The 19866-nt window shown below is 62.1% G+C and carries 19 protein-coding genes and 1 pseudogene; 15 read left to right on the forward strand and 5 right to left on the reverse strand.

All coding sequences use genetic code 11. From position 1 onward, the window contains the following. Positions 1-166 precede the first annotated feature (166 nt). The 4 genes from QRM96_RS20575 (at position 167) to QRM96_RS20590 (ending at position 3503) form a co-directional block, all read left to right on the forward strand. The gene (locus tag QRM96_RS20575; RefSeq protein ID WP_285320805.1) at positions 167-781 is read left to right on the forward strand and encodes a helix-turn-helix transcriptional regulator; all 615 of its coding nucleotides are present in this window, start codon (positions 167-169) and stop codon (positions 779-781) included. Continuing rightward, positions 778-1326 (forward strand): DUF6036 family nucleotidyltransferase, encoded by a 549-nt coding sequence (locus tag QRM96_RS20580; RefSeq protein ID WP_285320806.1) that lies wholly within the window; start codon positions 778-780, stop codon positions 1324-1326. Before QRM96_RS20575 ends, QRM96_RS20580 begins: the two co-directional genes overlap by 4 nt. 94 nt (positions 1327-1420) lie before the next feature. After that, positions 1421-1987 carry a recombinase family protein gene (locus QRM96_RS20585; protein ID WP_285320807.1) on the forward strand — a complete coding sequence of 189 codons (567 nt, stop codon included), beginning with the start codon at positions 1421-1423 and terminating at the stop codon, positions 1985-1987. Between the two features lie 277 nt (positions 1988-2264). After that, positions 2265-3503, forward strand: a complete 1239-nt coding sequence (locus QRM96_RS20590) for a metal-dependent hydrolase family protein (RefSeq protein WP_285320808.1) — start codon at positions 2265-2267, stop codon at positions 3501-3503. Here QRM96_RS20590 and QRM96_RS20595 read toward each other — a convergent pair. Then, a complete protein-coding gene (locus QRM96_RS20595; protein WP_285320809.1) occupies positions 3500-4702 on the reverse strand; it encodes an ROK family transcriptional regulator in 1203 nt (400 codons plus the stop codon). The genes QRM96_RS20590 and QRM96_RS20595 overlap by 4 nt on opposite strands. 128 nt (positions 4703-4830) lie before the next feature. Between QRM96_RS20595 and QRM96_RS20600 the strand changes: the two genes are divergently transcribed. The 10 genes from QRM96_RS20600 to QRM96_RS20645 all read left to right on the forward strand — a co-directional run bounded on the left by QRM96_RS20600 (position 4831) and on the right by QRM96_RS20645 (position 16236). After that, positions 4831-5925, forward strand: coding sequence for a Gfo/Idh/MocA family protein (locus tag QRM96_RS20600; RefSeq protein WP_285320810.1), 1095 nt, complete (start codon positions 4831-4833; stop codon positions 5923-5925). 40 nt (positions 5926-5965) lie between these two features. Beyond that, positions 5966-6874: a sugar phosphate isomerase/epimerase family protein gene (locus QRM96_RS20605; protein ID WP_285320811.1), complete on the forward strand. Its 909-nt coding sequence runs from the start codon at positions 5966-5968 to the stop codon at positions 6872-6874. Between the two features lie 154 nt (positions 6875-7028). Continuing rightward, positions 7029-7865: a sugar phosphate isomerase/epimerase family protein gene (locus QRM96_RS20610; RefSeq protein ID WP_285320812.1), complete on the forward strand. Its 837-nt coding sequence runs from the start codon at positions 7029-7031 to the stop codon at positions 7863-7865. A gap of 218 nt (positions 7866-8083) precedes the next feature. Beyond that, positions 8084-9598, forward strand: coding sequence for an ABC transporter substrate-binding protein (locus QRM96_RS20615; RefSeq protein ID WP_285320813.1), 1515 nt, complete (start codon positions 8084-8086; stop codon positions 9596-9598). 44 nt (positions 9599-9642) lie between these two features. Continuing rightward, positions 9643-10584, forward strand: a complete 942-nt coding sequence (locus tag QRM96_RS20620) for an ABC transporter permease (RefSeq protein ID WP_285320814.1) — start codon at positions 9643-9645, stop codon at positions 10582-10584. After that, on the forward strand, positions 10581-12434 hold the full coding sequence (locus QRM96_RS20625) for a dipeptide/oligopeptide/nickel ABC transporter permease/ATP-binding protein (RefSeq protein WP_285320815.1): 1854 nt from the start codon (positions 10581-10583) through the stop codon (positions 12432-12434). The genes QRM96_RS20620 and QRM96_RS20625 overlap by 4 nt, the downstream gene beginning before the upstream one ends. An 11-nt stretch (positions 12435-12445) precedes the next feature. Further along, the gene (locus QRM96_RS20630) at positions 12446-13354 is read left to right on the forward strand and encodes an ABC transporter ATP-binding protein (RefSeq protein ID WP_285320829.1); all 909 of its coding nucleotides are present in this window, start codon (positions 12446-12448) and stop codon (positions 13352-13354) included. Next, positions 13347-14522: a Gfo/Idh/MocA family protein gene (locus QRM96_RS20635; protein WP_285320816.1), complete on the forward strand. Its 1176-nt coding sequence runs from the start codon at positions 13347-13349 to the stop codon at positions 14520-14522. The genes QRM96_RS20630 and QRM96_RS20635 overlap by 8 nt, the downstream gene beginning before the upstream one ends. Positions 14523-14551: 29 nt before the next feature. Continuing rightward, positions 14552-15553, forward strand: coding sequence for a sugar phosphate isomerase/epimerase family protein (locus QRM96_RS20640; protein WP_285320817.1), 1002 nt, complete (start codon positions 14552-14554; stop codon positions 15551-15553). Positions 15554-15756: 203 nt separating this feature from the next. Next, positions 15757-16236, forward strand: a complete 480-nt coding sequence (locus tag QRM96_RS20645) for a TolB family protein (RefSeq protein ID WP_285320818.1) — start codon at positions 15757-15759, stop codon at positions 16234-16236. A gap of 229 nt (positions 16237-16465) precedes the next feature. On the opposite strand, the gene catA is transcribed toward QRM96_RS20645, so the two are convergent. The 3 genes and pseudogenes from catA to QRM96_RS20660 form a co-directional block, all read right to left on the reverse strand. Beyond that, entirely contained in the window at positions 16466-17320 is an 855-nt protein-coding gene (catA, locus tag QRM96_RS20650; protein ID WP_285320819.1) for a catechol 1,2-dioxygenase, read from the reverse strand. A gap of 57 nt (positions 17321-17377) precedes the next feature. Continuing rightward, positions 17378-17668, reverse strand: a complete 291-nt coding sequence (gene catC, locus QRM96_RS20655; protein WP_285320820.1) for a muconolactone Delta-isomerase — start codon at positions 17666-17668, stop codon at positions 17378-17380. 42 nt (positions 17669-17710) lie between these two features. Further along, a pseudogene (locus tag QRM96_RS20660) lies at positions 17711-18813 on the reverse strand (mandelate racemase/muconate lactonizing enzyme family protein). Between the two features lie 209 nt (positions 18814-19022). Between QRM96_RS20660 and QRM96_RS20665 the strand changes: the two are divergent. Further along, entirely contained in the window at positions 19023-19292 is a 270-nt protein-coding gene (locus QRM96_RS20665; protein WP_285320821.1) for a hypothetical protein, read from the forward strand. A gap of 109 nt (positions 19293-19401) precedes the next feature. On the opposite strand, the gene QRM96_RS20670 is transcribed toward QRM96_RS20665, so the two are convergent. Beyond that, positions 19402-19689 (reverse strand): hypothetical protein, encoded by a 288-nt coding sequence (locus QRM96_RS20670; protein ID WP_285320822.1) that lies wholly within the window; start codon positions 19687-19689, stop codon positions 19402-19404. Positions 19690-19866: the final 177 nt, after the last annotated feature.

Here is a 19866-nt window from a genome sequence, read left to right on the forward strand (position 1 = left end):
CAGGCACTTCAAGACGGCGCAGACGCTACCGAACGGTCCATTCAAGGAGTCCCCTGAAAGAACAGCACCGACAGAACCCGTCTTGCAGTTCGGGTTTCGGCCACCCTCCCACACGATCCTCGAGCTTTCACACTATGATGGATACAAGCGACAGGAGGTGTAACAGATGAAGGCGATTCAGGACGCCCGGGAACTTGGTGAGCAGGTGAAACGGCACCGCCTCCACGCGGGTCTGTCCCAGGAGACCCTTGCACGCGCCATCGGAGTCGGCCGGTCCACCATCATCGATCTTGAGCAGGGCAGAAACGTTTCCATCAGCACTGCCCTGAAGGTCCTTGCACAACTTGGCGCTGGAATCGGCATCACGGGGACGTCTGCAGAGCCGGAACTCTACTGGACTGCTGAATCGGCAGCCCGACAGATGAGGCGGGAGCTGCGCAAAGGCGATCCAGACTTCGCGATGCGGGTACTTTCCATGGCAGCCAGTTACTTTGACGAGCTGAATGCGTCCGGGCGCCGGCGCTTCCTTCGTGCCCGGCCCATCTCCACCGGTCGCAAACGCTGGGATACCCTGCTGGCCAGGACCTTCGCGTACAAGTGCCACCAGTACGGGCTGCAGGAGCCGGATTGGACGACCACTCCGCCGCTGGAGTCAAAATGGTATGCCACCCCCCGCAAGCACGTTTCCCCTGCATGGAAGCTGCGCATGGCGGAACGCACCCCCGTTGAATTCGCCGAAGCAAACATCGCGTTTGATCCGGCCAACCTGGCCGCAGCATGAGACCGGCCCGACGGGCGTCCCTTGGGCCGGATGACATACGGGAGCTTCTGATCGAGCTCTCCCGTCGGCTCCAAGCAAGGGGCGCCGCAGCTGATATCTACCTTGTCGGCGGCGCTGCCATCGCTGTGGAGTTCGACTCCCGACGCTCCACAACCGACATCGACGCTGTGTACAAGCCGGAGCAGACGGTGCAGGAGCTCGCCACGGACATGGCTGCCGAACTCGACTTGGATCCTCGGTGGCTGAACAACGCGGCCCGCGCCTACATACCCGACGGCGAGGACTCAGAGGCAGCGGAGGTTGCGATTGCTAAGAACCTCGTGCTGCGTGTCGCGTCCCCGAGGTTCCTACTCGCCATGAAGCTCGCAGCCGGCAGGGACCGGGACATCCCCGATATTGCGGTGCTCTGCCGGGCGCTGGACATCAGGACCGCAGAGGCGGCCGTCGACGTAGCGATCGAGTTGTACGGCGAGGATTCAATGCAGCTCAGCAACCGTGATGACCTGCTTCTGGTCGCCCACGAGGCCCTGGACCAGCTCCGCTGACATCGCACTTGATGCCACATTCCCGTCGACCTATTGACGCCGTAGTGAGTGTGCCCTGAAACTCAACCTGACGTCTTGAGGGTTGGGAGGACAAATGGTTGGTCAGCGGATCGGGTACGTGCGGGTGAGCACGCTGGACCAGAACGAGAAACGCCAGCTCGAAGGCCAGGTTCTCGACCGCGTCTTCACGGATAAGGCCTCTGGCAGGGACACCGCCAGACCACAGCTCGCCGAGCTGCTTCGCTTCGCCCGCGATGGAGACATCGTGGTGGTGCACAGCATGGACCGGCTTGCCCGGAACCTTGATGACCTGCGTGCTCTCGTCCAGGGACTAACCCGCAAAGGCATGCGGGTCGAGTTCGTGAAAGAGAGCCTGGTTTTCACAGGCGAGGACTCCCCCATCGCCAACCTCATGCTCTCGGTGATGGGTGCTTTCGCAGAGTTCGAACGGTCACTGATCAGGGAGCGGCAGCGGGAAGGAATTGCCCTGGCCAAGCAGCGCGGAGCCTACAAGGGACGGAAGAAGACACTCTCCCCGGAACGGGCCGCCGAGATGGTCGAGCGCGCCGGCACCGGGGTACCGAAAGTCGCCCTGGCCCGCGAATACGGAATCAGCAGGGAAACCGTCTACCAGTACCTGCGTCACGCCCGGCTGGAATAACGGTCTCTCTTCAGGGCTGCACGACGCTCGCAAGCGGCCCCATAGCTTTACAGAATCTCCATTATCGGCGTTGGAGACTTTGCTTCCGCACGGGATGCGACGAGAGGCGAGCGTAGGTCAATTGTGCGGTTTTTTATCCGTAAACGAACTTAAATCGTCATCTTGTACGCGGCGCACCGCTAACTACACTGCTTAACAGGATGCCCGATCTGGGCACCTGCCTAGCACTCAGGGCCATCTGGATCCTGCTCCGACCTCAAGACGAAGGGATCGTGCCATGGGCGGCATAATGAAGCGCTTCGAGCATGCGCGCTTGATCGACGGAACGGGTAACAGGCCGCAGGATGATGCAACAGTCATCGTGGATGGGTCGGGCAGGATCGCCTATGCAGGTCCTGCTGGGGGTGCCCCAGCCACTCCGGACGCCTCTACCGTGGATCTGAGCAGCATGACGATTCTTCCGGGATTTATTGACGCTCATGTGCATTTTCTTTTCGGTCCTAAGCCCTCCGGCCCTCCGGCGGACTCCGCCCTTACCAGCTTCCATGTTGCCCGGAGAATGCGGGATACTTTGGCTGCCGGTATAACCTCGGCGCGGGACCTGGGTGGCTTGTCGGCTGGCTACTGCTTGGCGCAGGAATCTGGCTTGATCGAAGCTCCGCGTTTGCTGTCAGCAGGAAGGATCATCGGTCACACCGGCGGACACTGCGACGCGACGGGGCCGGACGGCCATAACGCCACAGGGCATTTCACTATCCTGGCCGACGATGAGCAATCAGCCCGGGTTGCTGTCCGGACGGTCCTACGGGAGGGCGCTGATGTGATCAAGATCTGCGCCACCGGCGGCATGGGCAGTCCGCATGATGATCCGGATGACGAAGACCTGAGCGAGGCGGAAATTCGGGCAGTCGTAGACGAGGCACGTCGGCATCGTGGAAAGAAGGTCGCCGCCCATGCGCAGGGCACCGCAGGGATCCTTAACGCTCTCCGGGGTGGCGTCGCAAGCATCGAGCACGGCTACGGGGTGACGGATGAGGCCTGCGATCTCGCCCTCGCCTCCGGAACGTTTCTGGTGCCCACCCTGGCTACGGCCTTCAATCCGTTAGACCCGTCTAAAGTGAGCCCCCTGCACTTCGAAAAGAAGTCCCGTTGGGCCGAGCGGACGCGGGAGAACATCGCTCTCGCGATCAGCCGCGGTGTTGCCATCGCCATGGGGACGGACGCCGGCGTCAGCCCCCATGCCGCAAACCTTCTGGAGCTGGCTTACCTCGTTCAACTCGGCATGACGGAACTGCAGGCAATCACGGCAGGCACCCTGAACGGAGCCCGACTCCTGGGCATTGACGACGTGGTCGGAACGGTGGAGGTCGGAAAAATCGCAGACCTGGTCATCACGGACGCGGATCCGCTGACAGATATCGCAGCGTTGGCGAGGCCGGAGCATGTTCGGATGGTCCTACAGTCGGGCATCGCACGGAGGAACACTCTTCCCGCCAGAGCGTCCGTGAACGCCTAGGCTTTGCTTGGTCCGGCAGACCGCCCGCCGCGGAGCGACGCGTCGAGCAATTTGTCGGCCCCCAGCCGCGCGGCCCCGACCAAGGCCGACTTGTTTCCCAGGCGGGAGGGGCCGATCACGAGTCGTCGCGTTGCCACGGACATTGCCTCTTGGTAGACAATCCCGCGGACGGTGGAGAGGACGTCGTCGCTGAGTTCAACCATCGGGCCGCCGAGAACGATGGTCCTCGGGTTGAACATGTCCACCAGGATCGCCGTCAGGTAGCCCAAGTGCACGGCCGCATCCCTTAGTGCGCCAAGTGTCGCGGGATCGGAGCGCTTGACCAATTGTGTGATGGTCTTCCGCGCGGCCCTGGGATCGACGCCGGTTCCTTGTTCGATCCCGAGTTGTGTCATCACTGCGTGGAGGCTGGCGTATGCACCGATGCACCCGCGCTTCCCGCATTGGCAGGGGACCTCGGACTGCCTGTCGATCCGTAGATGCCCAATATCTCCTGCCGATCCGTCGGCGCCGCGGTGAATCTTGGAATCGGCAGTGACCAGTCCGGCGCCGATCCCGGTGGATAGTTGCAGGTGGACCAGCGGAAGTTCATCCTCGTGCAGCATCGTGGCAGCGCCTAAAGCCATGAGGTTCGCGTCATTGTCCATCAGCGCCGGGGCACGAAAATGATCGCCTAGAATTTTTGCGATCTGGATCCCTTCCCAGCCGGCCATGATTGATCGGTGAGCGGTGACTCCCTTCTGGAAGTCAATGGGGGCGGGAACGCTTGCTATGACTTGGCGGACATCGGCAATCGCGAGGCCGTGCTCCGCGAGCACCTCATCAGCCGTGGAAAAGACCTGCTCGAGCACTGAATCCGGGTCATGGCTCAGCAGGATGTCGATCGTCGCGGACTCGAGGACTGCGGCGCTGGCGTCGGAGATGGCGACACTGGTCTCGGTGCGGTCAAAGATCACGTCAACGACATAGCCCGCACCACGGCCTACCTTGAGCTCCTTCGCCGGACGTCCCCGGGCCCCTTGCGGTTCATCGTTCTCGACCAGCACCCCGTCCTGGAGCATTTGGTCGACGTGCAGGCCAATCGTCGACCTCGCCATTCCCGTAACACGGGCAGCTTGGGCCCGGCTCGTCACTGTTCCCCCCGCGACCAGACGCAGGATGGTGTTAGCAGGCGATCGATCTAAGGCTATCTCGTTCATGAACACATTATGCACCCAAGGGCGCTTAATAAATTCGGCAATCAGACTTATTTCGGCATCTTGTGGCTCAAAAAGCGCAAATATAGCCTTCCGGTAACGACTTTCTACCACCTCGAAAGAGACACTCCATGACTACTAACATTGGCATCATCGGCGCCGGAAACATTTCCGCCCGCTACATGCAAGGCCTCCAAAACTTCCCCCACCTGAGCGTGAGATACATCGCCGATGTTGATCACGACCGGGCGGCCGCTCTAGCAGCCGAATTCTCAGTATCCTGCTTCGGCGGCACCGAAGCCCTCCTCGCTGACGAGAACATCAGCGTTGTCATCAACCTGACTCCCCCAAATCTCCACGCGTCAACCGTGATCCAGGCCCTCGAGGCTGGAAAAAGTGTCTACGTAGAGAAGCCCCTGGCCACCAACCGTGAGGACGCGCTCCTGATGCTCAAAGCCGAGCGTGAGCACCAAGGCATCCTTGGTTCCGCTCCCGACACGTTCCTCGGCAGCGCCGGCCAGACGGCCAGGCACGCGATCGACGCCGGCCTCATCGGTACGCCCATTGGCGCCAGCGCCTTTGTCAGGTCCTCCCGTGCCGAAACCTGGCACCCCAGCCCCGGATTTCTCTTCGAGAAGGGCGGCGGACCGGTCATGGACATGGGTCCCTATTACATCGCGGCCTTGGTCAACTGCCTCGGGCCAATCCGGCGCGTCAGCGCCGACGCCCGCATCGGCTCCCCCACGCGAACGGTCACGGCTCCAAACCGCTCGGTGGATGTGGTTCCGGTGTCCGTGAATACCCACGCCTCCGCCGTATTTTCCTTCGATTCGGGCGCCATTGGGACTATTCTCATGAGCTTCGACGTCTGGGACACCACGCTGCCCAGGATCGAAATCTACGGTAGCGAAGGAACCCTTAGCCTCAACGATCCCAACACCTTCGACGGCGACGTCAGGTTGAAGCGCCGCGAACACAGCGAATGGCAGGTCCTTGAACCCGTGACGCCGTTATTCGGTGCAGTCGGAACTCCTGAACAGCACCGTCGCGGACTCGGCGTGAGCGACCTCGCGGGTGCTCTAGTTGGACAGCCGCACCGCGCTAATTCCGCCTTCGCGTTCCATGTCCTTGATGCCATGCTCGCAATCGACGAAGCCGCGGCCACTGGCCAGGCGATCGTTCTCGAAAGCCGGACCGAACGCCCGGCACCACTCTTCCGACCCTAACCGTCTACGCCGACCCCACACCGACAGAAAAGAGTTCGTCGTGCCCATATCGCCCACCCAGTTCGCCATCAATCCCCTGCAATGGGTCGCCACCGATGATGGTTGGATTGACCCGCGCATCGCGCCCCCACTCACCGAACGCCTCGCTAGGATTGCAGCCGCAGGGTTCACTGCGATCCAGTCCGAAGTGCCTTCTGATTCCACGGTCGATGCCTACGGCAAGACACTCCAAGAAGCAGGTATCCGGCCAGGCCCGGGTTACGTGAACCTGCCTTGGTCGGAATCCGCGGCAGAACGCGCCCACCATCTGGGTCGCGCCAAACTCCTCGCCGCCAACAACGTTCAGTTGGGTAATGGGCTCCTGTTCCTTGCCATGGGCATGCAGCGGGATGCTCCCCGCGTGGCGCATCCCGCCGTCGGATACGGCCACGATGCAACGCGGCTGGAACAGGTCAGAGACTACCTGGCCGAGGCCGCACAGATTATCACCGACGAGGGCGGCGTCGCCGCACTCCACCCGCACATCGGAACATGGGTTGAAACCGCGGCGGACGCCCGCTTCGTCCTGGACAGCGTCGACGAAAGCATTCTGAAGTTCGGGCCTGACGCCGGACACTTCGCCTGGACGGGCATAGACCCGGCTGGGATTATCGCAGAATACCGCAGCCGACTCGCCGGAATCCACATCAAGGACTACCGCCTGGACATTGCAGGAAAAAGCCGCCGTGAGGACCTCGACTACCAGTCCACAGTACGCGCAGGGATCTGGACCGAGCCGGGAACCGGAGACGCCGACATCCCAGCGATCCTAGGCGCTGCAGGGGAAGACTTCGCCGGCTGGGTTGTGATCGAGGTGGACAGGGGCACAACGCCATCGCCGGGGGAAAGCGTCGACCTCTGCGGCCTGTGGTTCCAGAAGACGTTCGGCATGGAGCCCGCCTCGCGCTGAATTCCTCACGGACAACAGGATGCCGGGACGTCTCGCTGCTGCGCAGCAACCCCTCGTTTCATATAGTCTTCAGACCCCAGGCAAGGAAACGCCTCAACTATGCCCATCTCAAAGAGCCGGGTCGCCCTGAACCCCATCCAATGGCTGGCAACCGATGATGGGGATCGACCCGCAGCAAGCACCACCCCTTCAACAGCGACTGCCCGTTATCGCTTCCAGCGGCTTTACCACCATTAAGACAGAAGTCCCCGAAGGAATAGCAGTTGAGGACTACTGCAATCGCCTGGCACAGGCGGGGATACGTCCAGGCCGGGGCTACGTGCCCATGCCTTGGACGGATGATCCGATGGCCCGGAACACGTTCCTGGGACGGGCACGATTGACCGCAGCCAACAACGGTGCGGTCGGCGTGCCCCTTGTGTTCCTGGCCATGGGCATGGACAAGAAAGCGGCACGGGTGACCCACCCCGCTGTCGGTTTCGATTTCAAGCCCGAGCGGTTGGAAGCGGTGTGTGACTACCTGGGCAATGCGGCAAGCATCATGGCCGGAGAAGGGGCGGTGCCCGCATTACACCCCCACGTGGGGACATGGATTGAAACAGCGGACGAAGTCCGGTTCGCCCTCGACAGCGTCGATTCAACCATCCTGAGCTTCGGCCCCGATGTGGGGCACCTGGCCTGTACCGGCATCAATCCGGCGGACATCATCGCTGAGTACCGCCCCCGGCTGGCCGGGATACATCTAAAGGACTACCACCTGGCCATCGCGAGCAAGAGCCGTGACGAAGACGTGGACTACCGCACCACCGTACGGGCAGGTTTATGGACCGAGCCCGGCTTCGGCGACGCCAACATCGACGAAATCCTGGATGCCGCCGGACCGGACTTTGACGGCTGGTTGGGCATAAAGGTCGATCGTGGCACCACTGCTCCGGAGGACAGCATCACACGTTGCGGAGAGTGGCTGACAACGCGTTATGAGAAGTCGTAAAAGAAGCCGAGGCAACTGGAATTTATGTAACCGAGAAAACTAATTTCGGCATCTTGTGAACAAGCAGCGGCTAAAAGATGCTTAATCAACGTGACGGGGGGCACTTCGAATCAAGGCCCCAGGAACCAAACTCTTACCCAAAACTTTTGAAGTTTATCCGAGCAACCCGGCACGTAGTTGTGTCAGGCCTAGTCCATAAATTCCCAACAGGAGAGACCATGAAAAGAAGGATCGTCCTTGCCGGCGCGTTGGCGCTGGCACTGTCTACGTCGGCCTGCGGGGGTGGCGGATCAGAGTCTACCGGAGCGAAGACTGGCGGTACCCTCAACCTGGCTGTCTCGCAGAGCCTGAAGTCCTGGGACTTGGCAGAGGCCGGCAACGGGCAGGACCAGGAATACTACCAGCCGGTCTTTGACTCCTTGTTCCGCCTGGATTCCAAGGGCGCCCCGACCGCGAACCTCGCGACCTCTTGGGAGTATGACACGGCCCTGACCACGCTAACGCTAAAGCTGCGGACCGACGTGAAGTTCAGCGACGGCACACCGCTAGACGCAGAGGCGGTCAAAGCAAACCTGATGCACACGAAAGCCGGCAAGGGCGAGGCAGCCGCCCTAGTGAAGGCAATCTCGGATGTCCAGGCCCCCGATTCCTCGACCGTCGTCGTAAAGCTATCCACGCCGACCCCGTCGCTGCTGCGGAGCTTGGGCAATGTTGCCGGGATGATCGCGAGCCCGAAAGCGCTCGATAAACCCCAGGGCCCGGTGGGCTCAGGTCCTTACACTTTGGACGTTGCTGCGACCACGGCCGGCACGGAGTACGTCTACGCGGCGAATCCAAACTACTGGAACAAGGGCGCCTTCCCCTTCGACAAGGTCGATGTCAAGACGATGTCCGACCCGACTGCGCTGACCAATGCCCTTCTCTCCGGACAGCTGGACGGGGGCCCGGTGGCGGCCGCCAAAGTCGACGCGGTGAAGGCGGGCGGGCTCAAAGTCGATACGGTCAGCCCCGGCTATGTTGAAGGGCTCTACATTTGGGACCGTAAGGGAACAATCGTCCCTGCGTTGGCAGACGTTCGTGTGCGCCAGGCCCTCAACTACGCGTTCGACACCGCATCGATCGTGAAAATCGCCAAGAAGGGTCTGGGTACTCCCACGAGCCAGCACTTCACCTCGGACAGCGAAGCGTTTGTTCCGGCACTCGACCAGACGTATACGTATGATCCCGCGAAGGCGAAGGCATTGCTGGCCGAGGCCGGTTATGCGAACGGTTTCGATGTGGTCATGCCGGATATCTCTTCGCTGTTCCCGGAGATGCAGGCAGCCATGGTGGAACAATTGGGCAACATCGGGGTGCGGGTCAAACTGGACAAAATTCCGTTTGACCAGTTCATGCCCTCGATCCTCGCCGGCAAGTACGCCATGTCCTACTTCAAGACCGGCGGCACCGACCCCTGGATCACTATCCAACTCATTCTGGCCAAGCAGGGCACTTGGAATCCGCTGCATTTCGAGGACCAGCACGTCAATGACCTCATCGCCCAAATCAGCAACTCCACCGCAGAAGCTCAGACCAAGGCCTACCAGGAGCTGAACACCTACGTGGTCAACCAGGCCTGGAACGCCCCGTGGGATGTCGTAAAGGACTCCTACGCCTCCTCAAAGAAAGTCGAAGTCACCATGAACCCGTTCTACAACGCCCCGCCCCTGTACAACTTCAAGCCGGCCCCGTAGCAACGGCCGGAATGAACAGCAATTAAAGAAAGAGGGTGAACGGGATGGTCGTGTTCTTGATCCGACGCCTGTTGGCCGGGATCCTGCTCGTGGTCCTCGTTGCCAGTGCAACCTACATCATGCTCAACTTCACGGGTTCTGACGTGGCACGAAATATCGTGGGGGAAACTGCAACGCCGGAACAGGCAATAGCCAAGGCGGCAGAGCTGGGGCTCGACCGTCCGCTTGGTGTCCGTTATTTGGAATGGGTGGGCACCACGTTCCACGGGGACCTCGGGAAGTCGTGGTTCAACAACGTCCCTGTCTCCACTACACTGCTCACGGCCCTGCCGGTGACCCTTTCGATTATCCTTGGCGCGCTGATCTTGTCCGCAATGGTCAGCGTTGTCCTGGGTTCGATCGCCGCGGTCCGTGCTGGCTGGTTGGACAAAAGCATCCAGATCGGCGCAGTGTTGGCAGACTCCATCCCCGGCTTCCTGGTAGCCCTCATCCTTGCCATGGTGGTGGCAGTCAACTTCGGCTGGTTGCCCGCCACTGGCTACGTAACCTTCCAGCGCTCGGTGGTCGAGTGGCTGCGCTCGATAACCCTGCCCTCGATTGCCCTGGCCTTCGGTGCAACGGCGGCGACCACCCAGCAGCTGCGCGGATCCATGCTGGACGTCCTCAGCCTGGACTTCGTCCGGACGCTGCGCAGCCGCGGACTCAGCAACCGGCGGGTCATTTATAAGCACGTTCTGCGCAACGCAGCACCTCCGGCGCTGACCGTCTTGTCCCTGCAGTTCATCGGACTGGTTGGAGGCGCGGTGATCGTCGAAAAGGTCTTCGGCCTTCGCGGCATCGGCAGCATCGCGACCTCGGCCGCTGTTCAGGGAGACGCCCCCGTTGTACTCGGCGTAGTGATCGTGATGGTGGTGATCGTGGTCACGGTAAATCTCATTGCCGACCTGGCTTACGGCTGGCTCAATCCCAAGGTGCGTGCAGAATGACTATCCCCCCGATCGCCGGAACCGCCGCCGTCCTCCCAAGCGGGGCCATCCCCAAAAGGCGGCACGTTGTTGTGCGACTCTTGCGTGATCCCGTCGCCGTGTGCGCCCTCGCCATGCTGCTGATCATCACCGTGATCAGCGTGCTGGCCCCGCTGCTCACCGATCAGGACCCGGTCAAATCATCGCTTGCCCAGACATTGGCGCCTATCAGCCAGGAGCACCTGCTCGGCGCAGACGGGGTGGGCCGGGACGTCCTCGCACGTCTACTCTACGGCGGACAGACAAGCCTTTCCGCGGCCTTGGTGGCCGTCGGAGTTGCGTTTGCCGTGGGACTGCCGGCCGGGCTCCTGGGTGGCTACTACCGCGGCCGGGCTGATGCGTTCCTCTCATGGGCGAGTAACTTCATGATGGCGGTACCGGCCATCATCGTCCTCCTGGTGGTTATGGCCGCCGTCTCCCAGAGCACATATGTGGCCATGGTGGTCTTGGGCCTGATCGTGTCGCCGTCCGTCTACCGCTTGGTCAGAGCATCGGTAGTGTCCGTTCGCGAGGAACTCTTCGTTGACGCGGCAAGGGTGTCCGGTTTGTCCGATGTCCGCATCATCGGGCGGCACATCCTCCCGGTCGTCCAGGCTCCTTCCATTATTCAGGCCGCGCAGATATTCGGCGTTTCCATTGGAGTCCAGGCCGGCATCGCCTTCCTGGGACTGGGCTCCCCCAATGAGGCCAGCTGGGGCGCGATGCTCAATGACGCTTTCGCGAACATTTATGTGGCTCCGCTGCTGCTTCTGTGGCCTGCCCTGATCATCTGCTTGACCACCGCATCGCTCGCCCTCCTGGCCAACTCGCTGCGCGATGTCCTGGGCGGTTCCCGGAAGCGTACCGGACGCCGCTCAGAGCCAAAGTACGACTCCGACACCTCCTCAGGGCACCAGGCATCGGCTCCCGGACCTGCCGGCTACTCCGCGGTTGCGGAGGACGTCCTGCTGGTCGTCGAGAATCTGAAGGTCACCTACCCGGTGGACAGCGGGCGGCGAACCGTCGTCGACGGGGTGACTCTGACAGTGAGCCGCGGCCAGGTCCTTGGCCTCGTAGGCGAGTCCGGCTCCGGCAAGAGCCAGACGGCATTCTCGCTCCTCGGATTGCTCCCCCCCGAGGCCCGCGTGTCGGCAGAGCGCCTGCACTTTGACGGCCTCGAACTCAATGGCTTGGCGCGGGGTGCAATGAATCGCCTTCGCGGAAGCCGCATCGCTTACGTGCCGCAGGAACCCATGTCCAACCTCGATCCCGCGTTCAGCATCGGATCACAACTGGCCGAGCCACTGCGGCAGCATCTGAGAATCTCAGCCAAGGAAGCAAGAAGCCGTCTTCTCGTGCTCCTGGAGCGTGTTGGAATCAACGATCCGGCCCGGGTGTATGACTCTTACCCACACCAAATTTCAGGGGGCATGGCACAGCGTGTGCTCATTGCAGGCGCAATTTCCTGCGATCCGGATCTGCTGATTGCCGACGAACCCACCACCGCCCTGGACGTCACGGTTCAGGCCGAGATCCTTGACCTGATCCGCTCGCTGCAGGTTGAGCGCAACATGGGCGTTATCCTCGTGACCCACGACTTCGGGGTCGTGGCGGACCTGTGCGACCGCGTGGCTGTCATGCACACCGGAAAGATCCTCGAAGCGGCCGATGTCAACGAGCTCTTCGCTAATCCGCAGGATCCGTACACTCGGATGCTCCTATCCTCCACCTTGGAGGACGCTAAGCCGCGTCCTCCTCTAAATCGCAGGACCAGCGCGCCGGACACCGCGCGGCCCGGCTCCACCCTGCCGAAAAAGGCACAGACAGCCTGATGGGAACTGACATGCTCTCCACCGTTGAATCCCGCTCCACGTCACGGAGGGGGTCGGATGCCCCCCTGCTGAGCATCGAGGACGTCACGGTCCAATACCCTGCCAAGGGCTGGCGCAAACCCGCCTTCACAGCACTGAAAGGCATTTCGCTGGACGTCCAGCCCGGCGAGACCATGGGACTTGTAGGCGAATCCGGTTCGGGGAAAACAACCTTGGGTCGCTCTGTGCTGGGCCTGGCTCCCGTAACGGCCGGTGCAATCAGCTACGACGGCCGGGTCATTTCGACCATGAACCGCAAGGAACGCAGGACACTCAGCGATGAAATCCAAGTGGTCTTCCAAGACCCCTACACCTCGCTGAACCCGGCCCTGACAGTACTGGACATCCTCGCCGAACCGTTGATGACAGCCGGTACCGGACGATCAGCCGCCGAAAAACGGGTCACCGACCTCCTGGAACAAGTCCACCTACCAAAAGACGCGGCCACCCGCCTGCCACGTGAATTCTCGGGAGGACAGCGCCAACGCATCGCCATTGCCCGTGCCCTCTGCCGGAACCCGCGCCTGATCGTCTGTGACGAACCTGTCAGCGCACTGGACCTGTCCAACCAGTCGCGCGTCCTGGACCTGTTTATCGAAATCCAGGAACGCACCGGGGTTTCCTACCTCTTTATCACCCACGACCTATCCGTGGTGCGCTACATCAGCCACCGCGTCGCCGTTATGTACAAGGGAGAAATCATCGAAAGCGGGACGGCGGAAAAGATTACCGCCAACCCGGATGCAAGCTACACCCAGCGGCTCCTGCTCGCCGCCCCGGTTCCCGATCCCCAACGCCAGGCCGTGCGCCGTGCCACACGCCAGAAACTCAACGACAAGCTCCGTAAAGCCGAAGCCGGGATAGGACTTCCACATGACTGAATCTCCGGACAACATTGGCGCCAGGAAGTCCCTTGGTGTTGCCGCCATTGGTTACGCCTTCATGGGCAAGGCCCATTCCAACGCGTGGCGGAACGTGGCCAGTTTCTTCGACGTGCCGGCCTTCGAGCAAAAGGTCCTCGTGGGCCGGGACGCCGCCGCGGTGGCTGAAGCCGCGGCCGCCTACGGCTGGGCGGAATCCGCCACGGACTGGCGCACCGTGATCACCCGGGATGACATCGACGTCGTGGATATCTGCGCCCCGGGCTGGATGCACGCCGACATCGCCATCGCCGCACTGGAGGCCGGCAAGCACGTGCTGGTCGAAAAACCACTGGCGAACACACTTGCCGAGGCAGAACTCATGACCGCAGCTGCCGCCAAAGCCAGGGCCCGGGGCGTGCAGTCGATGATCGGCTTCAACTACCGCCGCGTCCCCGCCTTGGCCTTGGCCAAAGAACTCATCGCCGAAGGCCGGCTCGGGACCGTCCGGCACGTCCGTGCAGCGTACCTGCAGGACTGGCTCGCCGACGCCCAGGCACCCATGACGTGGCGGCTGCGGAAGGAAACCGCGGGGTCCGGCGCGCTCGGGGACATCGCCTCGCACGCCATCGACCAAATCCAGTATCTGACCGGGCAGGTGATTACCGAAGTAACAGGGACACTGCGGACTTTCGTGGGCCAGCGCCCCAGCACGGACGACGCTGGCCAGGATGGCCTTGAGGACGTAACGGTCGACGACGCCGCGTGGGCCACGCTCGGCTTGACCGGCAATATCGGCGCGTCTCTGGAGGCCTCAAGGGTGGCAACCGGTCAGAAGAACAGCCTTCGGATCGAAATCTATGGCACAGCCGGATCACTAACGTTCGACCTGGAGAATCTCAACGAACTCGGCTTCCTCGACGCCACCGCCCCGGCCCGGGAACAGGGCTTCCGGCGCATCCTGGTCAACGAACCGGACCACCCCTACCTCGAGGCGTGGTGGCCGCAGGGGCACATCATCGGGTGGGAGCACACCTTCACCCACCAGGTCCGCGACTTCCTCACCGCCATCAAGGACGGAACCGCTCCCTCGCCGTCGTTCGAAGAAGGACTTCAGGTCCAGCAGGTGCTGGACGCCGTGGAGGAATCGGCAGCCAACAAGAGCACCCTCACCGTGGTCCGCCACTAACGCCGGCCACCACTTAAGGAAACCTGAGAATGCCCCGCCCCTTCACCCTGTTCACCGGCCAGTGGGCCGACCTGCCCTTCGAAGAAGTCGCGAAGCTTGCTTCCGGCTGGGGCTACGACGGCCTGGAAATCGCCGTCTCCGGAGACCACCTGGACGCCTGGCGCTGGGACGAACCCGGCTACGTCGACTCCAAGCTGGAAATCCTGGACAAATACAACCTCAAGGTCTGGACCATCTCCAACCACCTCAAAGGCCAGGCCGTGTGCGATGACCCCATCGACTTCCGGCACCAGGCCATCGTCGGGTCCAAGGTCTGGGGCGACGGCGACCCCGAGGGCGTCCGCCAGCGCGCCGCCGAGGAAATGAAGCACACCGCCCGGCTCGCCAAAGCCCTCGGCGTAGACACCGTCGTCGGGTTCACCGGCTCCTCCATCTGGCAGTACGTCGCCATGTTCCCGCCCGTCCCGGAAAAAGTCCTCGACGCCGGCTACCAGGACTTCGCCGACCGCTGGAACCCGATCCTGGACGTCTTCGACGAACAAGGAGTCCGTTTCGCCCACGAAGTCCACCCCTCCGAAATCGCCTACGACTACTGGACCACCGTCCGCACCCTCGAAGCGATCGGTCACCGCGAAGCGTTCGGCCTGAACTGGGACCCGTCCCACATGATGTGGCAGGGCATAGACCCCGTCTCCTTCATCTGGGACTTCAAAGACCGGATCTACCACGTGGACTGCAAGGACACCAAGGTCCGCCAGACCGGACGCAACACCGTCCTGGGCTCCCACCTGCCCTGGGGCGACCCCCGCCGCGGCTGGGACTTCGTCTCCGCCGGCCGCGGCGACGTCCCCTGGGAAGCCTCCTTCCGGGCCCTCGCCGCCATCGGCTACGACGGCCCCATCAGCATCGAATGGGAAGACGCCGGCATGGACCGCCTCCACGGCGCCCCCGAAGCCCTCGCCAACCTCAAGAAGTACGACTTCCCCGCCTCCCAAACCAGCTTCGACGCCGCCTTCAGCAGCAACGACTGATCCACGCCATGCTGCCCTGAAGCCGGGCCAGCAGTGCGAGGTCTGGATTGCATCGGCCAGCGGCCTACTCGAAACTGGCATACGGGAATACGCTCCTGGAGGCACCCAACTGGACGCTCGATGGCCGGGCATTGATCATGAACGGGGACGGCCTCCTGTGAAAGCTGGACCTGGCTGACGGGTCCCTTGCCCGGATCGTGTTGATGGGCCTCCCGGCTCTCAATAACGACCACGTCCTCGCCCCGGACCGGAGCACCATGTTCATGCCCGGGGAGGACGGCCACATCTACGGCGGACCGCTTGAGGGCGGTGCGGCCACGCGGATCACGGACGATGACGGGTCATTCCATTTCCTGCACGGCATCAGTCCCGACGGCGGGCGTCTGGCGTACGCCGACATCGAGGCGGGGACTTCACGGCCGGGGCGGTTGAGGACCATCCCCGCCGCCGGCGGTCCGGCAGGCAACGTGGAGGCCGGCGACGGGCACTGTGACGGGCCCGAGTACTTCCCGGATGGGGACTGGCTGTACCTCAATACCGAATGCTTCAGCACCATGCCCCGCTGCCACTCGCCGGCATGGATGGCAGCGGGTTCGAGCGGGATTCCCGCCCGGACTTCGACCGCTAAATCCACCCGATCCATCCGCGCCTTCCATTGGTTCGCGGCATTCTGGCACCATTGAACACCTACCGAGCGGCGGTAACAGGACTGCATCCCGCTCATGTCAGGATGTCTGAGGCGGTTCGGTTCCCCAAGAGTGAGGCCGAGAACCCCCTACAGCCGAATTGGCCCAGAAGACTTACTTGGTTTCGGCGTCTTGGACCAAGATGCAGTACCTGGGCGTTGGGGTGCTGAGCGGGGCGGAGTATGGTCCGGGGCATAACCATGGTGTGATTATGCCCCGGAGGTTGTTACTTAGCCTCTTCGGGTGCGAGGACGAAGTTGTAGGACACCTCGCGCCCGTTGCCGTCGCTGGTGGGGCTAGGGTCCAGAATCAGCTCCGGCTTGACTGCCGAGGCGATGTCGTCAGACAGGTGTTCGTCGGCGGTGAAGTAGAGCTGCGTGGTGATGAGCTGCTGTCCGGGTGCACTCACCTTGAGGTGCAGGTGGGCGGGGCGCCAGGCGTGCCAGCCTGCGGCAGTGATGAGCTGGCCGCAGGCGCCGTCGGTGGGAATCTGGTAGGGCGCGGGTTGAAGGGTATTGATCTGGTAGTTCCCGTCTGCGTCGGCAACGACGGTTCCGCGGAGATTCCATTCGGGGATGCCCGGTGCAAACTGTGAGTAGTAGCCGGCGTCGTCAGCGTGCCAGATTTCGACGTGCGCTCCAGGGAGGGGTGTGCCGTCTACGCTCGTGACTTGACCCTGGAAGAGCAGGGGCGTTCCTACCTCGTCCTCGCGCTGGGGAAGGGTGGCCGGCGACTGGAGTACTGGGGATCCCGGGACGTAGTAGGGCCCTTCGATGGTGCCTTTGCTGCCTTCACGGTCGGCGTTGACGACTTCTTCCACAGCGTGCTCGATCCAGACGTCGAGGAACAGCGGCCATTCGCCGTCTTCTCCAACACGGATCAGCCAGGCTTTCAGGGCGTTGTACTCGTCGTAGGTCACTTTTTCTTCGGTGACAGTGTCCACGAGTGCCTTGATGGCCCGCGATGCGAGCTGGCTGACACGCGCCGTGCTGACCTGTGCAGCTGCGGTTTTGTTGGCCCTGAACTTCTCTGTTGCGTTGGCGCCTGAGGCGGCGGCGGTTGCAGTGGTTTCGACAGACATGGCTATGGTCCTTTCTTGGGCCGCCTAATCAATGAGGCGGTGGGTTCTTGTAGTGCTTCAGATCCCCGATACGGTGATCGCGGACGGGTGTTGGGCCAGTGGGGTGACGATGATTTTCATGTAGGGGAAGAGCGGAAGGTTTTGAAGGATGCCGTGGAGTTCGTCGTTACTGTCCACGTCGAACACGGAGTAGTTTGCGTACTCCCCCACCACCCGCCAGAGGTGGGGCCAGCGCCCTTCCTTCTGGAGCGCCTGCGAATATGCCTTCTCTTCTTGTTTGATGGCAGCAGCTTGTTCCCCCGGAATGTCCGGTGGAATGCTGACGTCCATGCGTACCAGGTAAAGCACTGGTCTCCTTTGTGAGTGGTAATCGGGGAGGGTTGCGCCCGGCTACTTGTCCTGCCGGTAGTGCTCAAGTTTGGTTTCGTCGATATGAGCCCCGACCCCGGGAGCGTCCCTTACGGTGATGCGCCCGTTGGTGATGCTGATGGGCACGCTGAGGAGGTCATCAGCCATATCGAGGAAATTGGATAGTTCGCCTGCGCGCCGTGAGGTTGCCTCATGGGCGGCCCCGAAGCTCACGGTGGCGAGGGTGCCGATCTGTGTGTCGATTTGGTTGCCCATGACGACATCCACGCCGAGGCCCGTGCAGAGGCCCAGGATCTGTGAGGCTTCGGTAAATCCGCTGCGTGCCGTTTTGATGCTGATGGCGTCACATCCTCCGGAGAGGAGCTCCCGGGAGGCATCACCGGCCGTCGGGACGCTTTCATCGCCCACCACGGGGATGGGGGACTTCTGTACGAGACGACGCCGGCTCATGCCTTCCTTGGCATCACAGGGCTCTTCGAGGAGAGACAGCCCCAATTCGGAGGTGCGCCGGAGAACTTCCAGGCCTCGTTGGCGGTCCAGCCCCGGTTTGCGTCTAGGTAAAGTTCCGTGTCCGAGCCGAGGCCGGCCCGCAGAACCCGGCAGGCCTCGACGTCCAGGGCCAGTGGCCGGCGGCCAACCTTGAGCTTGAACGTGTTGATGCCGTATTTTTCGCGGAAGTTCAGGGCTTCCTCGAGGAGCCGCTGGGCCGGCTTGAAGCCCAACATGTGGCTTACGTCCATCGCTGTGTCGTGTCCGCCCAGGAGACGATGGACAGGAGTTGACGTGGCTTTACCGATGATGTCCCAGAGCGCAATGTCAAGGCTTCCCTTGGCGACCTGATTATGAATTGTCCTGTTGAGGACCTGGTGGATTTTGGACCGGTCAAGCGGGTCCATGCCCGTAATCGCCGGGGCAAAAATTTTGTTGACGACCGCAATGATCGACTCTTGCGTTTCGCCGTAGGTGAAGGGACGGGGCGGGGCGTCAGCGATCCCGACTACGCCATCGCTTGTGTGGACGCGGATAAGGACGTGTTCGGCCTCCGCTACTTCCCCGCTGGCGAATTTCAGGGGTTTGACGTAAGGGATCGAGTAGGGAATAGCCTCGATGCGATCAATCTTCACGTGGGCGTGCCTTCAACAATAGGGAAAAGTGGATTGGTGCGGCGGTATCCCGTCTCTTCCAGCCGGATGCCGCCGCCTATCTATATCCTCTGGCGCTTTCCGATCGCGGAAAAGACGATAAAACACGGCCTGCGGTAAAGATTCATCCCCTTTCGAGGTAAGGAAATCCCCAATAGCCTGCTGACAAACAACGTGAAAGGAGAGCTTCCATGGCGTACCCCAAGAATCATGACCGCATGTTCCTGACGTGCTACACGGACACGTTTGGCTATGGCTGGCACCACGTCGATCTGTTTGTCCATGATGAGAATGATCTGGAGGTCAACTGGGTCCACTGGCAGGTGGAGGAGGATGGGCCGGAAGCAGCTGACGCTGTTACTGCCAGAGTGGAGCCGCAGCTGCGGAGAACCTCTGAGTGGAAGCACGGCTTCAGCGAGAACGGGCTTGAGTTCTGGACCGCTGATGCGTCCTGGGCGTAGCCCCCTCTGCCGATGAGCGACTGATCACCGGGCGGTGGACGTAACGAGGCGGCGGTCCCGTCCGGTAACTCCGGACAGGACCGCCGCCTTTTCAGTAGCGTCCCTGCGGTTATGGCGTGCCGCTGGCTTCTTGGACCGTGGCCGGGAATTTAGCTTGCAGGTGGGCCGCCGTCCTGTCGGGGTTCAGGAAGAACACTGCGAGGACCCCCGCTGCGAAGAGCAGCGCGCCGGCAACGATGAATGACTGGTGAACGCCGCTGGTCATGTTCATGATCATGTCGGCCGTGTCCTTGGTGCCTAGGGCGGGGGTACGATAACCGGCCGAGTCCATGAACAGCCCGACGGCGGTGGGAGACACTATCGCGCCAATGGATGCGATGTCTCCAAGGACTGCCATCAGGACCGGCCGCTGTTTCGGTCCACCGCATCCGCCATTGCGCTGGGTGCCATCGGGTAGATGACACTGCATCCGGCTGCGACTGTCAGCAGCACCACCGAAGTGGTTCCGCTTGTGGCCGGGAGCAACAGGAAACTTATGCCGGCTATGGCAAGGGAGATGCCGAACGGGACACCG

Source organism: Pseudarthrobacter sp. lyk4-40-TYG-27, from assembly GCF_030209295.1.
In the GTDB taxonomy this organism is placed as follows: domain Bacteria; phylum Actinomycetota; class Actinomycetes; order Actinomycetales; family Micrococcaceae; genus Arthrobacter.